The organism is Kribbella sp. NPDC051587 (assembly GCF_044453945.1).
GTDB lineage: Bacteria > Actinomycetota > Actinomycetes > Propionibacteriales > Kribbellaceae > Kribbella.
Genome location: NZ_JBITDE010000016.1, coordinates 107,748 through 125,706 on the forward strand (window position 1 = coordinate 107,748; position 17,959 = coordinate 125,706).

Genomic DNA, 17,959 nt, shown 5'->3' on the forward strand with positions numbered 1-17,959 from the left:
GATGACGGAGATCGTGGTGGTGGGTGCCGGCCCGGTGGGTCTGGCGACAGCGCTGTTGCTGCACAGCCGGGGATTCGATGTGCGGGTGCTGGAACGAGACGCCGATCGTTCGGCGCGCACGCAGGGCGGCTCGCTGGACCTCGGCGCGGATTCCGGTCTGCGGACGATCGCCGCGGCCGGGCTGACGGCGGAGTTCGAGCGACTCGCGCGGCCACAGGGTCAGCGGACCAGGTACTTCGACACCGAGGGAACACTGCTGTTGTCCACCGACGAGGGCGACGAAGCGGAGTTCCGGCCGGAGATCGATCGCCGGCAGTTGCGGTCCCTGCTGCTCGACTCGCTGCCGCCGGACCGGATCGAGTGGGGACGCCGGGTGACCGAAGTGGAGCCGATCGGCGATCGGTGGCGGCTGCACGTCGCGGGCTCCGCGCCGATCGAGGCCGACGTGGTGGTCGGTGCCGACGGCATCAACTCGAAGGTCCGGCCGGTCATCACCGACGAGACCCCGGCCTACACCGGCGTGACCTTCCTCGGCGGTGACATCTCGGCGCCGGAGAAGGGGTCGTTCGCGGCCGAACTCGCGGGCGAGGGGGCGGGTCTCGTGATCGGCGTCGACCAGGCCCTGCTGTCCCAACGGCACGGCGACGGATCGATCCGGATGTACGTCGCTCAGCGGCGTAGCGAGGACCCGAACTTGGCCGGTCTGGAACCCCGGATGGCGGAGGTGACCGCTCAGCTCACCGGCTGGTCGCCCCGGCTGCTGCGGGCACTCGACGAGGTCGACGGTGATCTCGGATGGTGGCCGCTCTACGCACTGCCCGCCCGGCAGCACTGGCAGCAGCACCACGCCATCACGCTGGTCGGCGACGCTGCCCACGGAATGCCGCCGTACACGGGGCAAGGGGTCAACCTGGGCCTGGTGGATGCCCTCGAACTGGTGACCGCGCTGACCGAGCACGATGACGTCGACGCTGCGATCGCCCAGTACGAGCGCACGATGCTCGATCGGATGGAAGCAGCGATCACAGAGACCCTGGCCGTCCAGGACATCCTCCTGACCCCGGCCGGGCCGTCAGCTCTGCTCGCCATGGTGGAGCCGGCGTGAGCGGCGGGTTGCTGGCCGGACGGACCGCGGTCGTCACGGGCGGATCCAGTGGGATCGGGCTCGCTTCGGCGCGATTGCTCGCGACGGAAGGAGCCACGGTGACCATCGCGGGCCGGTCGGAACAGCGGCTGGCTGCCGCGGCCGAAGAGCTGGGTCCTGGCACGCGGTGGATCGCGACCGACCTGTCCAGCGCGGCGGGAGCCGCCCGGCTCGCCGCCGCTCTCCGCGAGCATGGCACGACGGCGATCGACATCCTGTTCGCCAACGCCGGAGCCTCCAACGCGCCGGAGCTCTTCGACACCACCGAGGAGACGTTCGATCAGGTCATCGACACCAACTTGAAGAGCACGTTCTTCACCGTGCTCGAATGCGCGGGCCTGCTCGCCGACCACGCTTCGGTGATCCTGACGGCCTCGGTCGGCTACCACAACGGCCGGATCGGCGACCCCTTGTACAATGCGGCCAAGGCCGGGGTCCGTGCACTGGGCCGCGGGTTCGCGGCCCAGCCGGAATTCCTGCAGCGATCGATCCGGGTCAACACCGTGTCCTTCGGTGCCGTGGCTACGCCCATGACCGGCGCAGGCGCCCCCGAGTACGAGGCTGCGCTCCAGGAATGGGCCGAGACCGAGGTGCCACTTCGCCGGTGGGCTGAGCCGGTCGAGGCCGCCGGGGCCGTCCTGTTCCTGGCAGGCCCACACTCGACCTACCTGACCGGTGCCGAGATACCGGTCGACGGCGGCCTCGTCCAGTTGTGACGACCCGCTGGAGCCTAGCCAAGGCCGGTCACGTAGCGCCCCAGCTGTACTTCTCCCATTCACCCTGTACGCCGCTCTTGGCGCGCAACGGGGATTCGGCCTCGTCAGCGCGGGCCGGCACGTACTTCCCGTTCGACGCCGCCTGCAGGTCGACGAAGCCGTTGCCGGTGTCGATCCAGCGGAACCGTTCAGCTGTACCCGTCCTCGCGGCTCGGAGTTGGTTGCCGGAGGCATCTGTCGTCACCGTGACGCTCTTGGTGGTGGAGAGCGCCTTGGGGTCCGCGCCCAGGGACTCCGACCACGTTGATCGTCCGCGACACCGTCGGCCCGAGGCCGTAGTCAGTCCTCCGCGAGGACGATGACCCGGTCGCCGGTGGTGAGCGTGAGGGGCGTGTTCTTCGGGGGGTTGAGGACGACGCCGTACGCCGGGGGCCGGTAGAACTCGTCGTGGACGCGGTACCCGATCGCGGTCTCGCCGCGGAGCTTCGCGGCCTCGGCGACGGTGGCGAAGGTGGCGGTGACGCCGGGCTGGAGGTAGTCGGTGGCGGGCTTGAGGTAGATCTCGGCGTGCTCGGGGTTGAAGAGGTCGTCGAAGACGGCGGCCAGGTGCCGGTTCTCGGTCAGTTGGGTGAGCAGCAGGCTGATGAGTTTCTCGCTGACGACGAAGTCGTCGGCGCGGGTGACCTCGGCGATCTCGCGGTTGGCGTCGTCGTTGATCTCGCTGACGATCGAGTACGGACTGTCCATCGAGCCGGCCAGGTCGCGCAGATGGAGCAGCGTGACGAGCGTCCTGGCGTCGGCTTCGTCGGGGCCCAGGTCGTCGGCGGCCAGGACGATGATGTGTTGGTAGGCACGCACGTCGAGTGCCTCCAGCGCGTCGCGGTCGGTCGGGTCGCAGGAGGTCGCGGTGATTCGCAGGGGTCCGTCGGCGGCCGGGAGGTGCAGCTCCTCGCGGGCGGCGACGCGCAGGGTGGAGCCGGGTTCGGCGAAGGCCTCGAGGAGTTCGAGGATCTGTGGCCCGCGTTTGTTCCAGCCGATCATCAAGGTGCGGGTCGCCGCGGGTCTCCGGGGCGTCGGGGGAGCGATCGCGTCGGCGGTGATCAGCGCCGGCCGGTCGGCGAGTTTGATCAGGGTGTCGTCCTCGGCCAGCACGATCAGTTCGTCGCCGGCGGCGATCGGGTGGTCGTGGGCCGGGTTGAGCGTGATCGTGTTGTCGGAGTGCCGCAGGCCGACCGGTATGCCGAGTTCGTAGGCGTGGACGGTGTCGCCGAAAACCCGGCCGGACATGCTGGGTTCGGGCCGCAGGTAGAACTCGTTGCCGGCGAAGGCCAGCAGGTCGGCGCAGACCGCCGAAAGACCCGACTGCCGGTGGGCGTTGACCAGGAGCCGGACGGCGAGGTCGTCGGCGCCGATCAGCTGGGCGCGAGGGCCGCCGGCCAGCCGAGCGGCCGGCAGGTTGGCGGAGTCCGCGACCGCGGCGACGACGTGCGGGCCGGTTCCGGTCTTCGCCTGGCTGCCCAAGGCGAGCAGCACCTTGAGGACGTGGATGTCGGCATCGGCGACATCGGGTGGCAGCACCATGACCGACCGGGCCGTGGCGAGGCTGACCAGCGCCAGGTCGCCGGGCCGGAGCGGGTTCCCGGTGCGGCACACGACGCGGGTCTTGCGGAGGTCCGGCACCCGCGCCCGGATCGCGTCCTCCATCTCGACCTTGTCCTTGGCGGCCAGGATCGCCACGCAGGAACGCCGGTTGCTCTGATTGGCCTCGGCGAGTTCGGCGATGACGGTGAAGACCTGTTCGGACCAGCCCAGTACGACGGTGTGGTCCTGCTCGACGATCCGGGACCGGCCTTTGCGCAGTACGGTGATCTTGTTGTCGAGGCCGGTCGTCACCACGCCGATCAGCGAGCTCACGATGAAGATCCCGCCGAGCGTGACCAGCAGCATCAGCGCCAGGAAGACCAGCCCGCCCTGGTCACCGCCCATGGTCCCCGGATCCAGCGTGCGCAGCAGACTCATCCACAACACCCCGTGCCAGCCGCCGTGCTCACCGACGTCGGCCGGCGCGATGACGACGACCAATGCGGTGATCAGCACGACCAGCAGGGCCGAGGCCAGTCCGAGCCAGCCGATCAGCGCCGACGTTCCCCGCGACATCGTGCTGTCGAACCAGTACCGCAACCTGTCGCGCGTCATCGCATCTCCCCACCCCGCCACCGATCCGGACTGGTGAACTATGCCATCCGGTCGGCGCAAACCGTTCAGGACAGCACGAAGTACCGCAGCCACAGGTACGGCGCGGCGACGGCGACCGTGATCGCCGTCATCACCACACCCTTGCGGGTGAAGGCCCAGAAGCTGATCGGGTGCCCGGCGCGCAGGGCCAGCCCGATCACGACGACGTTCGCGCTGGCGCCGACCGCGGTCGCGTTGCCGCCGAAGTCGGCGCCCGCGGTCAGTGCCCACCACAGGGCGTGCGCCTGACCTGGGTCGGCGACGCCCTTGGTGAGCTCGAGGACGACCGGGCTCATCGTCGCGACGTACGGGATGTTGTCGACGATGCCGGACAGGAGAGCGGACACCACGAGGATCAGCATCGTGGCCAGCAACGGTTTGCCCTCGGTCACGTCGCCGACGAGGCCGGCCAGATCGGCGATCACTCCGGTTCTCACCAGCGCACCGACCATGATGAACAGCCCGGCGAAGAACAGCAGTGTCTGCCACTCCACGCTGCTCATGTAGTCCCGGGTGGGGACCTTCGCGATCAGGACCAGGATGCCCGCGCCCAGCAGCGCGACGACCGACGGTTCGACGTGGAAGACGGAGTGGCCCACGAAGCCGGTGAGCACGGCCAGCAGCACCGCGCCGGACTTGATCAGCAGCCGCTTGTCCTCGATCGCCTCGCGCTCGTTCAGCCGCATCACGTTGTCCACGCGGTCCGGGTCGACGGTGAAGGACCCTTTGAACAGACGCGGCAGCACGAGGACGAACACCACAAGTTCGATCAGCACCAGCGGGGCCATGTGCAGCAGGAAGTCGTTGAAGGTCAGCCCGGAGCGGCTCGCGATGATGATGTTGGGCGGGTCACCGATCAGGGTGGCCGCGCCACCGATGTTCGACGCCAGCACCTCCGCGATCAGGAAGGGGACCGGGTCGATGCCGAGCCGGTCGCAGACCAGCAAGGTGACCGGTGCGATCAGCAGGACGGTGGTCACGTTGTCGAGGAACGCCGACGCCACCGCGGTGATCAGGGTCAGCAGGATCATCACCTGCAGCGGCGAGCCACCGGCGCGTTTGGCAGCCCAGATCGCGATGTACTCGAAGACGCCGGTACGCCGGAGGATCCCGACGATCACCATCATCCCGAACAGCAGGAAGACCACGTCCCAGTCGACGCCGGTCTCGTGCGAGTAGAACGCGTGCTCGGAGTCGGTGACCCCGAGTGCCAGCAGGATCGCGGCGCCGCCGAGGGCGGCCAGCAGTTTGTGGGTCCACTCGGTGGCGATCAGGACGTAGGCGATGACGAACACCGCGACCGCTACCACCGTCATCGCGACGCTCCCGCCGTGCCGGTCAGCTCTCGGAGGTGACCAGCTCGAGCAACCGGGACGCGGTGATCGCGCCCAGGATCGTCTTGTCCCGCATCACCGCGACCAACGGACAGCGCAGCCGCGCCATGATCGCCGCCACTTCGACCACCGTGTCGTCGTGGTTGACGGCCGGCAGCTCCACCGGCTCCGAGGGCAGCAGTTGCCGGACGGTCGCGCCCGTCAGCTTGCCGGCCGCCTGGTCGGCGAAGGGCTCGTCCATCACTCGGGCGAGCGACGGGTCGTCCTGCACATAGCTCGGCACCAGGAACCGGACGACCTGCGACGCGGGCAGAACGGAGTGCGGGCAGCCGTCCTGGCCGACCACGATCAATCCGGGCAGCCGGCGCGAGGCCAGCAGCCGAACTGCTTCGAGGGCAGCTGTGTCCAGGCCGACCACCGGGAACTCCTCGGCCATTTGTTCGGCGTGCATGTCGGCAGCCTACGCGCCGTACCGGACTGGTGTCTGCTGCATCCTGCCTCGTTACCGTGCTTGTCACGCCGCCTCCTGGATCGACCGACCGGCCCGCACCCCGGCCGGGGACGGGCTCTGCCGACCAGACTTCCCGGCGCACCGAGCCAACCCTCTCGCATTCGGCCCGCCGTCGGCAACCTCGGCCGTGTGGTGCTTGCACCCGGCAACGGCCCGGTCGCGAAGGCTCCACGAGAAATATTTCGCTGCCGACCCATCCGCCCCTGGAGCAGCGCCGAAGGAGTCATATCGAAGCGGGCTCCAGGTGGGGCTCGCAGTGCTTGTCCGGCTATCCACCAAGGAGAAGGATCGTCATGTCCCACACTCTCAAGCGCGTTGCGCTGGCTGCCTCCGCCGTTTCGTTGCTCTTCGCAACCGTTGCCTGTGGCAGTGACGACAACAAGGCCGACACCCCCGCTGCGTCGCAGCCCACGAGTGCGCCGACCAGCGCGCCCTCGAGCGAGCCCTCGATGGACAATGCCTCCGGCCTCGTCGGCCCGGGCTGCGAGGCCTACGCCAAGGCCAACCCCACCGGCGCCGGCTCCGTCGACGGCATGGCCGCCGCACCCGTCGCCAACGCCGCCTCGGCCAACCCGCTGCTGACCACCCTGGTCGCCGCCGTGTCCGGCAAGCTCAACCCGAAGGTCAACCTGGTCTCGACCCTGAACGGCGGCGAGTTCACCGTCTTCGCACCCGTCGACGACGCCTTCAAGAAGATCGACGCCAAGACCATCAACACCCTCAAGACCAACGACGCGCTGCTCACCAAGATCCTGACCTACCACGTCGTGGCCGGCCAGCTCGACCCCACCGCGGTCGTCGGCAAGCACGCCACCGTCGAGAAGCAAGAGGTCGACGTCACCGGCTCCGGCCAGGCCCTCAAGGTCAACAACGCCAACGTCATCTGCGGCGGCGTCAAGACCGCCAACGCCACCGTCTACCTGATCGACTCGGTCCTGATGCCCCCGGCCGCCTGATCGGCAACAGCCTCGAGCCGGCCGTCGGCAGTGCTTCTCGCACTGTCGGCGGCCGGCTTTTTCATGGCCTCGCGGGCCACCAGAAGCGATCGCCCAGGACAAATGCCAGCGCCGGTACGACGACAGTCCGGACGAGCAGAGTGTCCAGGAGCACGCCCGTGCACACGATGATCCCGACCTGGGTGAGCGTGATCAGCGGGAGCACGCCCAGGACCGCGAAGACGGCGGCGAGCAGGATGCCGGCGCTGGTGATGACGCCGCCGGTCAGGGTGAGTGCGTTCAGCATGCCCCGCCGGGTGCCGTGCTCTTTCGCCTCCTCACGCGCTCGAGTGGTCAGGAAGATGTTGTAGTCGACACCGAGCGCGACCAGGAAGAGGAACGACAGCAGGACGACCGACCCGTCCAGTGCCGGGAACCCGAACACCTGACTGGACAGGAACCAGCTGGCGCCGAAGGCGGCGAAGAACGAGGCGACGACCGTTGCGACCAGGAGGAACGGCGCGAGCAGGCTGCGCAGAAGCAGGACCAGTACGGCGGCGACGAGCACGAGAATCAGCGGGATGATCAGCAGCCGGTCTCTGCCGTCCGCATCGCTCACATCCAGCTTCTGCGCCGGTTCGCCCCCGACCAGCGCGTTGGCTCCACTGATCCGGTGAACTCGGTCACGGAGCTGCTCGACGATCGCGAACGACTCCTTGGTCCCGGCTTCGGCGTTGAGAACGACGTCGAGCTGAGCGAGTTCCGCCTTGCCGGCGCCCGGTCGCACCGACGCGACACCGGGCACCTCTTTCACGGCTTGTGTCACGGCGCCGGCCGCCTTGGCCGCGGTGATGACGGTGACCGGTTCGGTCGTACCGGCGGGGAAGGCAGCGGCCAGCGTTTTCGCGCCTCGGACGGCCTCGGGCTCGGCACGGAACTGCTCGTTCTGAGCCAGTCCGGTGTTCAGCCCCATGATTCCCGCGCTCATGATGCCGAGGGCAAGTATCGAACCGGCCAGTACCGCCACCGGACGCTTCTCCACCGCCCGGCCGAGCCGTCCCCACACCCTGCCCTCGCGCCCGGCCTCGCCCTGGCGTGGAACGAAGGGCCAGAACACGCCGCGGCCGAACAAGCGCAGCCCGGCAGGCAGAATCACGAGCGCTGAGATGACAGCCAGGACGACGCCGATGATGCAGGCGATGGCGATGCCCTGCAGGGTCTCGGTGCTGGCGAGCAGGAGGATCAGTAGGGCCCCGATGACAGTTCCGCCACTGGCCAGGACCGGCTCGGCGATCCGGCGTACGGCGGTCTGGACCGCCAGCCGGGAATCCTCGGTCAGCCGAAGCTGCTCGCGGTAGCGCGCTATCAGCAGCAAGGCATAGTCGGTGGCCGCGCCGAACACGAGGACGCTCGCGATCCCCGTCACCTGGCCGCCGGCGGGGATACCGGTCGCGGCCAGGGCGAACTCCGCGAGTTTCAGTGTCGTCTGCTCAGTGGCGGCCACGATCACCAGCGGGATCGCTACCAGTGCCGGGCTCCGATAGGTGAGCAGGAGAAGGAGCGCGACGACCGCGGCAGTGACGATCAGCAGACGAGTGTCGGCGCCGTCGAACACTCTGGTCAGGTCGGTCGTGAAGCCTGCCGGTCCGGTGACGGCGATCGTCAGCGCGTCGTCGCCCTGCGGCTTGAGAGCGGAGCGGAGGTTGTCGACCGCCGCGATGACGGCGTCGTCGTTCTCAGCGGCCAGGACCACGGTCGCCAAGGCCACCGTCTTGTCGTCGGACAACCTGGCCGGCGGGATCGGGGCGGCGGATTTGAGGGCGTCGAGCTTGGTTGCGAGGGTCCGCTGATCGGCGTCGGTCAAGGCGCCGCCGTCGGTGCGCGAGGCGACCAGCAGTGCGACCGACCGGTCGTTGTCCGCGAGCTGTTGCTGGAGCTTCTCGACCTTGACCGACTCGACCTCTGTGGAGAGCCCGGTCGCCGAGCGCGGGACGGCGGTGGTCGGCGGCGGGGCCAAGAACACCCCGACGGCCACGGCCACCGCCGCGAGTACGATCACCAGCGCGGACCACCGCGACCCGGCGCCCCGCCTGGCCGTCCGCATCGACCCTGACATCTCGACTCCTAGCGACGACAATTAGCTCGATGGTCAATAATCTTGATGATCGAGACAATAAGGCGGCATGATGGATCCACGCAAGCCGGAGCAGGACGACGTCACCCGGCTGCTCCAGCTCCTGGTGGCGGAAGGCCAGCGCATCGGTCACCGGTTCGCGCAGCTGCACGACGCGCACTCGACGGATCTGGAGGCGCTGGTCCGGGTGCTGCAGGCCGGGTCCGACGGCGTTCCGCTGACAGCGGGGGAGCTGGGCAGCGATCTGGGTCTGACCTCCGGCACCGTGACGGCTCTGCTGGATCGTCTCGAGCGAGCAGGTCATGTACGACGCGAGCGCGACCCATCGGACCGTCGTCGCGTGCTGATCCACTACGGCGAGGCCGGCTATCAGCTAGCGCGAGATTTCTTCCTGCCGTTGGGCGAGCTGCACCGCGACGCCACCAGTGACTTCACCGCGGGCGAGGTCGAGACCGTCCGTCGCTACCTCACGGCCACGCTGGACTCCTACCGCCGCTATCGCGAGCAACTCGAGCAGTCCTGAGGAACGCGGTCTCAGAGGGAGATCATCGCGGCGGCCGGGAGGGTCGGGCGGCCCGAACCACCGGCCGGCTCGACGGTGAGACCGAAGGTGATCTTGCCGGTGAGTCCGCCGCTGATCACCCGGGTCACGTCCCGGCCGGAGTCGCCCGGGACAAGGCCGACAGAGTGCGCGAGCTGTGCGTCGTCGACGAGCCACAGTTGCCAGGTCTGATCCGACGGAAGCTTGCGGATCCCGTGCAGTGCCACCACAGCACTGTCCGCTGTGCGTGAGGTCACGACGGTGGCTTGGCCGCCACCGGCGACGGCTGACCGGACGGTCCGCGCGGCGGGATCGGCGAGGACGTCGGCGATCCGATCGGCCGCGCGCTGGGAGGTGGCACTCTTCCGGTACTGGTCAAGGGCGATGCCGCCGCTCGTGACGGCAGCCAAGGCAGCGGCGGCGAGCGTCAGCATCGACCGCCTTCCGAACCTCCGGTACGGCGGGATCACCGACGGCTCGAGCTCGGGAACCAGCGGCGGGAGCTGGCGGACGTGGTCGATCGCAGCCAGCACGCTTGCCCTGAGCGCGGGCGGCGGTGCGGTGGAGACCTGGCCGGCGAGCTTGATCGCGGCCCCTCGCAGCTCATCGATCTCGATGGCACACGACTCGCACTCGGCGAGGTGCAGTTCGAAGCTGACACGTTCGTCGTCCGGGAGCGCGTCGAGAACGTAGGGCCCGGTCAAGGCGTGCACATCAGGCGTTGTCATGGGCATCACGTCTCTGCGATTCCGAGGCCGTGACCGGCCTTGACTGGTCCCGCGCGACCAGCACCCTCCCTTCGCAGCCGATCGGCCTTCGGATAGGTCGATCCGGCGACCACCGTGGACAGCCGGCGTACCCATCCGGCGGTGCGGCGGAAACGAAGTCAGGGTGTCTCATTCGTTTTCGTCCTGGGAGTCTCCCGATGCTCACACTGGCCTTCATCGGATTGGTAGGCGGTCTGATCACCGGGGTCTCTCCCTGTGTCCTGCCGATGCTTCCGATCATCTTCTTCGCCGGCACGGCCGGTAAGAAGGAAACCGTTCCTGCCACGACCGTCCACGCCGACGGCGACGTCCTGGTCGAGGAGGTCGAGATCGCCAAGCCCCGCAGGGATTTCCGGCCGCTGAAGATCATCGGCGGGATCGTGGTCAGCTTCAGTCTGTTCACGCTGACGGGATCGGTGATCTTGTCCGCGCTGGGTCTGCCGGACAGCTTCCTGCGCTGGGGCGGCCTGACCATTTTGACGCTGGTCGGCCTCGGCCTGATCTTCCCCGCACTGGGGCATTGGATCGAGAAGCCGTTCTACCGGTTGCCGAAGATCAACAAGAACAACAACGGGGCCTTCGTTCTGGGTCTTGGGCTCGGCACTTTGTATGTCCCGTGTGCGGGTCCGGTGCTGGCGGCGATCACGGTGGCTGGTGCTACGGGCAACGTGGGTTGGCGGACGGTCGTATTGACGGTGTCGTTCGCGATGGGTGCGGCGTTGCCGCTGCTGATTTTCGCGTCGGCGGGTTCGCGGATCTCGCAGCGGGTGAAGGCTTATCGCGATCACCAGAAGGGTTTCCGGATCGGTGGCGGGATCGTGATGATCCTGCTTGCGATCGCGTTGGCGTTCAATATCACTGACGTGATCCAGCGTTCGCTGCCGTCGTACACGAGTGGTCTGGAGAAGAAGGTCGCGGAGAACAAGACGGTTCAGGGGGTGCTCGCGCCGGCGCTCGGTCAGGGTGGTCAGGAGCTGGTGAAGTGCACGCCGGGTGCGGCCGAGTTGGCGATGTGTGGCGCGGCGCCGGAGTTCACTGGGACGCAGAAGTGGTTCAACACCCCGGGCGACAAGCCGGCGACGCTGGCTGAGCTGAAGGGCAAGGTCGTGCTGGTCGACTTCTGGGCCTACTCCTGCATCAACTGCCAGCGCGCCACACCGCACCTGCTCGCCTGGAACAAGGCCTACCAGTCCCTGGGGCTGCAGATCGTCGGCATCCACTCGCCGGAGTTCGCGTTCGAGAAGAGCGCCGGGAATGTCGAGGCCGCGATCCGCAAGGAGGGCATCACGTATCCGGTCGGGCAGGACAACAACCTGGCGACGTGGACGGAGTACCGCAACCAGTACTGGCCGGCCAAATATCTCATCGACGCCACCGGCACCGTCCGGTCGATCAAGTTCGGCGAGGGCAGCTACGCCCAGACCGAGAACCAGATCCGCCAACTGCTCAAGGACGCGAACCCGAACGTCCAGCTGCCCGCGCCGGTGGACGGCACGGTGAAGGCCGACTCGATCGGTGCTGCCGGGACCACGCCCGAGACCTACCTGGGCTACTCCCGCGCCGCCAACCTGAACGGCAGCGGCAAGCTCACCCCGAACAAGACTGTTGCCTTTGGCCTCAATCCCGAACAGCCCGGTGACACCTACAGCCTCGGCGGTGACTGGAAGGTCGGCACCCAAAGCGTCACCTCCACCCAGGGCTCGCAGAGCCGGCTGAACTTCAACGCCGCCAAGGTCTTCCACGTCCTGTCCGGTGAAGGCACCGTCACCGTGTCGATTCCGGGCCTGCCCGACAAGACCATCAAGGTCTCCGGCACGCCGAACGCCTACCAGCTGGTCGACCTGCCCAGCCAGCAACGCAAGACGATGACGCTGACCTACAGCCCCGGCCTCACCGCCTTCACCTACAGCTTCGGCTGAGCCGGCACTCCTACCAGCAGAATCGGACAGATTCTTATGAGCAACTCCGTGGTTCGTAATGTGATCGTCGTGGGCTCCGGCCCGGCCGGTTACACGGCCGCCGTGTACGCCGCGCGTGCGCAGCTGGAGCCGTTGGTGTTCGAGGGTTCGGTGACCGCGGGTGGTGCGTTGATGAACACGACCGAGGTGGAGAACTTCCCGGGCTTCGCGCAGGGCATCATGGGTCCGGCGTTGATGGACGAGATGCGCACCCAGGCGGAGCGTTTCGGCGCCGAGCTGGTCGCTGACGACATCGTCGCGATGGACCTGACCGGTGAGATCAAGTCGGTCACGGACTCCGCGGGGACCGTGCACCAGGCGCGCTCGGTGATCCTGGCGATGGGCTCGGGGTACCGCAAGCTGGGTGTGGAGCACGAGGACCGGATGTCGGGCCACGGCGTTTCGTGGTGTGCGACCTGTGACGGGTTCTTCTTCCGTCAGCAGGAGATCGCCGTCGTGGGTGGTGGTGACTCCGCGATCGAGGAGGCCACGTTCCTGACCCGGTTCGCGTCGAAGGTGACGCTGGTGCACCGTCGTGGTGAGTTGCGCGCGTCGAAGATCATGGCCGAGCGGGCGTTCGCGAACGACAAGATCGAGTTCGCGTGGAACTCCGAGGTGGCCGAGATCCAGGGCAGCGACAAGCTGACCGGCGTGGTGCTGCGCGACACCGAGACCGGCCAGACGCGTGAGTTGCCGGTCACGGGTTTGTTCATCGCGATCGGGCACGACCCGCGGTCGGAGCTGATCCACGGTCAGATTCGTCTGGACGAGGAAGGGTACGTGCTGACCCGTGAGGGAAGCACCGAGACCAACCAGCCGGGCGTGTTCGCGGCCGGCGATCTGGTCGACCACACCTACCGCCAGGCGATCACGGCGGCCGGCAGCGGCTGCGCCGCGGCCCTGGACGCCGAGCACTTCCTAGCTGCCCTCAATGACCTAGTAACCACTGGAGCGATCGCATCATGAGCAACCACCTGAACGACGTCACCGACGCCGACTTCGACAGCGTCGTCCTGAAGAGTGACAAGCCCGTCGTCGTCGACTTCTGGGCCGAATGGTGCGGTCCCTGCAAGCAGGTCACCCCGATCCTCGAGGCCCTCGCCGCGGAACATGCCGACCAGCTCAGCTTCGTCAAGCTCAACATCGACGAGAACCCGGCAACTCCGGGCATGTACGGCGTGATCAGCATCCCGACCATCAACGTCTACGTGAACGGCGAGCTGGTCAAGTCGATCGTCGGCGCCAAGCCCAAAGCCGCCCTCCTGAAAGACCTGCAGCCCTTCGCCGATCTCAGCTGACGGTCAGCCCCTGCGCCTCGTCGCGCAGTCCCTTGCTCAGAAGACTCGCCACGGTCGCCGCGGAGAAGCCGGTCAGCTCGGCGACCTGGCGGTAGTCCAGCCGGCCGTGGCGAACCAGGGAAATCACCTGGCGCGGTCCGTTGTCACCCTTCGCGGCCAGCGCGCAGGCGCACCTGAGATAGACCTGCCGAGCCAGCTCTTGCCGCACCCCACTCGACTGCCGTCCCGCTCCCGGCCTGGCCGCCGCGGCACAGATCGAACTGGTCACCACGGCTTGCGCTTCGGACGGATCACGCACCAGATCCAGCGCCAGCGAGTGCAGCGCCCCACCGTGCTCGTCACACCAGCCGACCGCGGTGCTCCGCCGGTCGGCAGTACTTGATTCCCGCACGAACCTGACTCCTTCAGGCTCTTACTGCACGAACACCGCCTCAGGGCCGAAACGGTGAGCTGGACCAGCAAGGACCACTGGATGTGGCGATGCTACTACTGTGCGTCCCGGCGCTGGGACCACCCCTCATCGACGGCCTCCTGGCAGGGGCAGCAGCACCGGCGTGCGCGTCCTGTAGCCGGACCAGCCAGGCTTACGCTCGGCGCGGCGTTCCGCGGGAGGTATCCCGGAGACGAACACGATCAGCACTGTCAGGGTGCCCGCGCCGACGAGGCCGATCCAACCGTCCGGGGTCGCTAGCGCCATCACGGCCAGCCCCCACCACAGCGTGAGTTCACCGAGGTAGTTCGGGTGCCGCGAATAGCGCCACAAACCGGTGGTCATCAGTTGGCCCCGGTTCCCGGCGGGCGCCAGGAACGCGGCGAGCTGCCGATCGGCGACGACCTCCAGCGCGAAGCCGATGGCCCACAACGTCAGGCCGGCGTACACCAGCGCGTTGGCATCGGGCTGTGCCTTCAGGAGAGCGATGACGGGTAGCGAGACAACGCACGCGAGCACGGCCTGCACCAGATAGACGCGCAGATACATCTGCAGCGGCAGCCATCGCTGAGACCAGTTCCGGCGGAGTACGACGTAACGCGGATCCTCGTCGGGTGCGCGTAACCAGCGCCTGAAGATGTGGCTCGCGAGGCGGATGCTCCAGCTCGAGACCGCGGCGACAGCGATCCAACCCACCGGCTGGCGGTTCGGCGAGGTGATGAACGAGTAGAGGGCAACCGCCAGGAACAGGAGTCCCCAGCCACTGTCGATCACGTCGTACCGTCTGCCGCGGAGCAACGCGACCACGAAGAACACTGTCACCAAGCCGACGCAGAGCACCACACACTGGACGAACAGCAGTAACAGAGCCATACAGCAGCTTATCCTCGGCGTCCCCGGGCGAGGCGGCCGTTCGGGGTAGGTGCATCTGATCGTGGTGGTCGCGCGGAAGAGTGGATCAAAGCCTGTACCGAGTGGTGCTGGGCGGTCAGGTCGACAGTCGTGAGTTCGGCGTCGTCCGCTGGTCCGGCTGTGGCGGACCCTACGATGCGAAGAGCGGGGGCTATCAGGACAACCTGGTCGTGACCGCCGAACCGATGCCGTGAAGTTGTCGCTGTCCGCCCGGACTGGAGGTTGTTGATCGTGGGTCTGAAGCATTCGAGCGTCGTCGCGGCACCGCGGGCCGAGGTCTACGCGTGGCACGAACGGCCCGGCGCCGTCGTCCGGCTGACGCCGCCGTGGATGCCGGTCACCGTCAAGCAGGAGGCCGACGACCTGTCCGACGGCGTCGCCGTCCTGGGGTTCCCGCTGGGCTTCGACTGGATCGCCCGGCACAGCTCGGCGGAGGTGTCGAAGCAGTTCGTCGACGAGCTGGACACCCCAGTGGTCCGGCAGCTCGTGAGGTGGCGACACACCCATTCCTTCACGGCGGAAGGCGAGTCCGCGACAAGGATCTCGGACGAGATCGACAGCAATGTCCCCGCGTTCCTGCTGCGGTCCATGCTCGACTACCGGCACCGGCAACTGGCCGACGACCTCGCCGCGCGTCAGCGAGCGGTCGACGCGGGCATGCGCCCGCTGACGGTCGCGGTCACCGGGACACACGGCACGATCGGTACGGCGTTGACGGCGCTGCTCAGCACCATGGGGCACACCGTCATCAAGCTGGTACGGCGGCCCGCCGGCAACCCTGATGAACGCCAGTGGGACCCGGCCGATCCCGACCGGGCGCTCCTGAACGGCGTCGACGCCGTGATCCATCTGGCCGGCGCGTCGATCGCGGGCCGGTTCACACCGGCGCACAAGCGCGGACTGCGGGACTCCCGGCTCGGCCCGACGCGAGCTCTGGCCGAGCTTGCCGCCGGCACCGATGACGGCCCCAAGGTCTTCGTCAGTGCGTCCGCCATCGGCTACTACGGTGCCGATCGAGGCGATGAGGTTCTGACGGAGCAGAGCGCGCGGGGAGAAGGTTTCCTGGCCGAGCTCGTGGAGGACTGGGAGGAGGCCACCGAGCCCGCGCAAGCCGGTGGTCTGCGGGTGGTCAAGGTCCGGACCGGGCTGGTGCAGACCCCGGCGGGCGGCATCCTGAAGGCGCAGTACCCTCTGTTCGCCGCCGGTCTCGGCGGCCGTCTGGGATCAGGGGACCAGTGGCAGGCCTGGATCGGGATCGACGATCTGCTCGACATCTACCACCGTGCCCTGTACGACGCGAACCTGTCCGGGCCGGTCAACGCGGCTGCCCCGGAGCCGGTCCGCAACCGCGACTACGCGGCGACCTTGGCCCATGTTCTGCACCGGCCCGCGTTGCTTCCGGTTCCCTCCTTCGGACCCCAGTTGCTCTTGGGCGCGGAAGGCGCGCGCGAAATCGCCGAGGCCTCGCAACGCGTCGTCCCCGCGCGGCTGGAAGAACTCGGGCACACCTTCCGGTACGACGGCCTCGAACCGGCCCTTCGGCACCTGCTGGGCCGGGTCTAGGGAGCGCTGTCCGGGCGGTTCTGCTCCTGGTCGACGACCGCGGGCAGATCCGCCAGGCGGTGCCGTGCCGACAGCGACCGGGCGATGCGGTGGTTGCCCTCCAACCGGGAGGCGTTGCGGTCCAGGAACCACCAGTACCCCGCGGTGAACGGGCAGGCGTCAGGACCGACGCGCTTCTTCGGGTTGTAGCGGCAGCTACCGCAGAAGTCGCTCATCTTGTCGATGTACGCGCCGCCGGCGGCGTACGGCTTGGTGGCCAGCAGGCCGCCGTCCGCATGCTGCGACATGCCCACCACGTTGGGCACCATCACCCAGTCGTACCCGTCGACGAACGATCGGTGGAACCAGTCGGTGACCGCTTCCGGGTTCCACCCGCGCTGCATCGCGTAGTTGCCGAGCACCATCAGCCGCGGGATGTGGTGCACCCAGCCGTTCGTACGGACGCCTCGCAAGGTCTCGGACAGGCAGCGCGCCTGCACCTCACCGTCCTGGTCCAGCTCCGCGAACCAGTCGGGGATCGACTCGTCGGCGGCCAGGGCGTTCTGGTGGCGGTAGTCCGCACCGAAGTGCCAGTAGAGGTGCCAGATGTAGTCCCGCCAGCCGATGATTTGGCGGATGAATCCCTCGACCGACTGCAGCGGCGCGTCACCGCTGCGGTACGCCGCCTCGGCGCGCTCCGCGACTTCGACCGGGTCCAGCAAGCCGAGGTTGATAGGGGCTGACAGCAACGAGTGGGACATCCAGTCGTCCCCGGCGAGCATCGCGTCCTCGTGCGGGCCGAAGCCGGGCAGCCGGTGGTCGACGAAATCGGTCAGTGCCGACAACGCCTCCGCCCGCGTCGCGGCGAATCTCCGGGGCCCGTCGTCGCCGACGAAGCGAACCTGACCGTCGCGTTCCCACCGGTCGAGATCGGCCCGGACCTCCGCGTCGATCTCGTCCTCGACTGGCCACCAGGGTTCGACGGCACCGAGAGTGGGCTGTTTCGGCGGGCTCTCGCGGTTGTCGGCATCGAAGTTCCACCGCCCGCCGGCTGGGACCGAACCGTCCATCAACAGGTCGAGCCGGACCCGCGCCTCGCGGTAGAAGTCCTCGAGCAGCAGCCGTTGCCGGCCGCGCCGAGCGGCCCACTCGCCGAAGACCTCCCGGCTGGAAGCGAATCCCCGCGCAGGCAGCACCTGGACCCGCGGCAGCCCCCGGACGAACCTGTCCGCGGCGTAACTCGTCGGCTGGCAGACGGTCAACGGCCGGTCCGGCAGCGCCTCACGGTAGTTGCCGACCTGCCGGTAGTCGACGCGCGCACCAAGCTCGGCCGCGCGGTGCCGCATGGCGGACAAGACCAGATGCGCCTTCTGCCGGTGGAAACGGCGCCGGGCGAAAACGCTCCGCGACTCGATCATGAGCACCGGTTGCTCCGGATCGTCCACGAAGTGCGGACCCAACTGGTCGCCGAAGAGCCAGCGTTCTGTCATGTTCTCAGCCTC

The 17,959-nt window shown here is 68.1% G+C and carries 18 protein-coding genes; 9 read left to right on the forward strand and 9 right to left on the reverse strand.

All coding sequences use genetic code 11. The annotated features are described in order from the left end of the window. Window position 1 precedes the first annotated feature (1 nt). On the forward strand, window positions 2-1,105 hold the full coding sequence (locus tag ACIA49_RS37215) for an FAD-dependent oxidoreductase (RefSeq protein ID WP_396382980.1): 1,104 nt from the start codon (window positions 2-4) through the stop codon (window positions 1,103-1,105). After that, complete coding sequence (locus ACIA49_RS37220) at window positions 1,102-1,860, forward strand: SDR family NAD(P)-dependent oxidoreductase (RefSeq protein ID WP_396382981.1); 759 nt, start codon at window positions 1,102-1,104, stop codon at window positions 1,858-1,860. Before ACIA49_RS37215 ends, ACIA49_RS37220 begins: the two co-directional genes overlap by 4 nt. A 28-nt stretch (window positions 1,861-1,888) precedes the next feature. Here the strand turns inward: ACIA49_RS37220 and ACIA49_RS37225 are convergent, their stop codons facing one another. From ACIA49_RS37225 to ACIA49_RS37240, 4 genes are all read right to left on the reverse strand, one after another. Next, a complete protein-coding gene (locus tag ACIA49_RS37225; RefSeq protein ID WP_396382982.1) occupies window positions 1,889-2,104 on the reverse strand; it encodes a hypothetical protein in 216 nt (71 codons plus the stop codon). Between the two features lie 95 nt (window positions 2,105-2,199). After that, window positions 2,200-4,056, reverse strand: coding sequence for a hypothetical protein (locus ACIA49_RS37230; protein WP_396382983.1), 1,857 nt, complete (start codon window positions 4,054-4,056; stop codon window positions 2,200-2,202). 65 nt (window positions 4,057-4,121) lie between these two features. Then, window positions 4,122-5,411, reverse strand: coding sequence for an SLC13 family permease (locus tag ACIA49_RS37235; RefSeq protein ID WP_396382984.1), 1,290 nt, complete (start codon window positions 5,409-5,411; stop codon window positions 4,122-4,124). A 22-nt stretch (window positions 5,412-5,433) separates the two neighbouring features. Then, window positions 5,434-5,880, reverse strand: coding sequence for a CBS domain-containing protein (locus tag ACIA49_RS37240; protein WP_396382985.1), 447 nt, complete (start codon window positions 5,878-5,880; stop codon window positions 5,434-5,436). Window positions 5,881-6,233: 353 nt separating this feature from the next. On the opposite strand from ACIA49_RS37240, the gene ACIA49_RS37245 reads away from it, so the two are divergent. Next, a complete protein-coding gene (locus ACIA49_RS37245) occupies window positions 6,234-6,896 on the forward strand; it encodes a fasciclin domain-containing protein (RefSeq protein WP_396382986.1) in 663 nt (220 codons plus the stop codon). 61 nt (window positions 6,897-6,957) lie between these two features. Here the strand turns inward: ACIA49_RS37245 and ACIA49_RS37250 are convergent, their stop codons facing one another. Next, entirely contained in the window at window positions 6,958-8,934 is a 1,977-nt protein-coding gene (locus tag ACIA49_RS37250) for an MMPL family transporter (RefSeq protein WP_396382987.1), read from the reverse strand. A 124-nt stretch (window positions 8,935-9,058) separates the two neighbouring features. Between ACIA49_RS37250 and ACIA49_RS37255 the strand changes: the two genes are divergently transcribed. Then, entirely contained in the window at window positions 9,059-9,532 is a 474-nt protein-coding gene (locus ACIA49_RS37255; protein WP_396382988.1) for a MarR family winged helix-turn-helix transcriptional regulator, read from the forward strand. Between the two features lie 11 nt (window positions 9,533-9,543). Here ACIA49_RS37255 and ACIA49_RS37260 read toward each other — a convergent pair whose 3' ends face one another. After that, on the reverse strand, window positions 9,544-10,278 hold the full coding sequence (locus tag ACIA49_RS37260; RefSeq protein ID WP_396382989.1) for an anti-sigma factor domain-containing protein: 735 nt from the start codon (window positions 10,276-10,278) through the stop codon (window positions 9,544-9,546). A 197-nt stretch (window positions 10,279-10,475) separates the two neighbouring features. Between ACIA49_RS37260 and ACIA49_RS37265 the strand changes: the two genes are divergently transcribed. From ACIA49_RS37265 to trxA, 3 genes are read left to right on the forward strand one after another with little or no spacing between them, the layout of a single operon-like run. Further along, a complete protein-coding gene (locus ACIA49_RS37265; protein WP_396382990.1) occupies window positions 10,476-12,236 on the forward strand; it encodes a cytochrome c biogenesis protein CcdA in 1,761 nt (586 codons plus the stop codon). A gap of 36 nt (window positions 12,237-12,272) precedes the next feature. Continuing rightward, the gene (trxB, locus tag ACIA49_RS37270) at window positions 12,273-13,241 is read left to right on the forward strand and encodes a thioredoxin-disulfide reductase (protein WP_396382991.1); all 969 of its coding nucleotides are present in this window, start codon (window positions 12,273-12,275) and stop codon (window positions 13,239-13,241) included. Next, window positions 13,238-13,573: a thioredoxin gene (trxA, locus tag ACIA49_RS37275; RefSeq protein ID WP_396382992.1), complete on the forward strand. Its 336-nt coding sequence runs from the start codon at window positions 13,238-13,240 to the stop codon at window positions 13,571-13,573. The genes trxB and trxA overlap by 4 nt, the downstream gene beginning before the upstream one ends. Here trxA and ACIA49_RS37280 read toward each other — a convergent pair. Continuing rightward, on the reverse strand, window positions 13,566-13,964 hold the full coding sequence (locus ACIA49_RS37280; protein WP_396382993.1) for a hypothetical protein: 399 nt from the start codon (window positions 13,962-13,964) through the stop codon (window positions 13,566-13,568). The two genes, trxA and ACIA49_RS37280, sit on opposite strands and share 8 nt — an antisense overlap. A gap of 126 nt (window positions 13,965-14,090) precedes the next feature. Beyond that, window positions 14,091-14,876 carry a DUF1295 domain-containing protein gene (locus tag ACIA49_RS37285; protein WP_396382994.1) on the reverse strand — a complete coding sequence of 262 codons (786 nt, stop codon included), beginning with the start codon at window positions 14,874-14,876 and terminating at the stop codon, window positions 14,091-14,093. Window positions 14,877-14,956: 80 nt separating this feature from the next. Between ACIA49_RS37285 and ACIA49_RS37290 the strand changes: the two genes are divergently transcribed. After that, the gene (locus ACIA49_RS37290) at window positions 14,957-15,109 is read left to right on the forward strand and encodes a hypothetical protein (RefSeq protein WP_396382995.1); all 153 of its coding nucleotides are present in this window, start codon (window positions 14,957-14,959) and stop codon (window positions 15,107-15,109) included. A gap of 37 nt (window positions 15,110-15,146) precedes the next feature. Further along, window positions 15,147-16,478: a TIGR01777 family oxidoreductase gene (locus ACIA49_RS37295; protein WP_396382996.1), complete on the forward strand. Its 1,332-nt coding sequence runs from the start codon at window positions 15,147-15,149 to the stop codon at window positions 16,476-16,478. Here the strand turns inward: ACIA49_RS37295 and ACIA49_RS37300 are convergent. Next, a complete protein-coding gene (locus ACIA49_RS37300) occupies window positions 16,475-17,947 on the reverse strand; it encodes a cryptochrome/photolyase family protein (RefSeq protein WP_396382997.1) in 1,473 nt (490 codons plus the stop codon). The genes ACIA49_RS37295 and ACIA49_RS37300 overlap by 4 nt on opposite strands. Window positions 17,948-17,959: the final 12 nt, after the last annotated feature.

Excerpts from the sequence above, each read along its gene's own strand:
- ACIA49_RS37230 (WP_396382983.1), bottom strand. The coding sequence starts at position 4,056 with ATGACGCGCGACAGGTTGCGGTACTGGTTCGACAGCACGATGTCGCGG.
- ACIA49_RS37215 (WP_396382980.1), top strand. The coding sequence starts at position 2 with ATGACGGAGATCGTGGTGGTGGGTGCCGGCCCGGTGGGTCTGGCGACA.
- ACIA49_RS37235 (WP_396382984.1), bottom strand. The coding sequence starts at position 5,411 with ATGACGGTGGTAGCGGTCGCGGTGTTCGTCATCGCCTACGTCCTGATC.
- ACIA49_RS37265 (WP_396382990.1), top strand. The coding sequence starts at position 10,476 with ATGCTCACACTGGCCTTCATCGGATTGGTAGGCGGTCTGATCACCGGG.
- ACIA49_RS37300 (WP_396382997.1), bottom strand. The coding sequence starts at position 17,947 with ATGACAGAACGCTGGCTCTTCGGCGACCAGTTGGGTCCGCACTTCGTG.
- ACIA49_RS37260 (WP_396382989.1), bottom strand. The coding sequence starts at position 10,278 with ATGACAACGCCTGATGTGCACGCCTTGACCGGGCCCTACGTTCTCGAC.
- trxA (WP_396382992.1), top strand. The coding sequence starts at position 13,238 with ATGAGCAACCACCTGAACGACGTCACCGACGCCGACTTCGACAGCGTC.
- ACIA49_RS37245 (WP_396382986.1), top strand. The coding sequence starts at position 6,234 with ATGTCCCACACTCTCAAGCGCGTTGCGCTGGCTGCCTCCGCCGTTTCG.
- ACIA49_RS37255 (WP_396382988.1), top strand. The coding sequence starts at position 9,059 with ATGATGGATCCACGCAAGCCGGAGCAGGACGACGTCACCCGGCTGCTC.
- trxB (WP_396382991.1), top strand. The coding sequence starts at position 12,273 with ATGAGCAACTCCGTGGTTCGTAATGTGATCGTCGTGGGCTCCGGCCCG.
- ACIA49_RS37240 (WP_396382985.1), bottom strand. The coding sequence starts at position 5,880 with ATGCACGCCGAACAAATGGCCGAGGAGTTCCCGGTGGTCGGCCTGGAC.
- ACIA49_RS37285 (WP_396382994.1), bottom strand. The coding sequence starts at position 14,876 with ATGGCTCTGTTACTGCTGTTCGTCCAGTGTGTGGTGCTCTGCGTCGGC.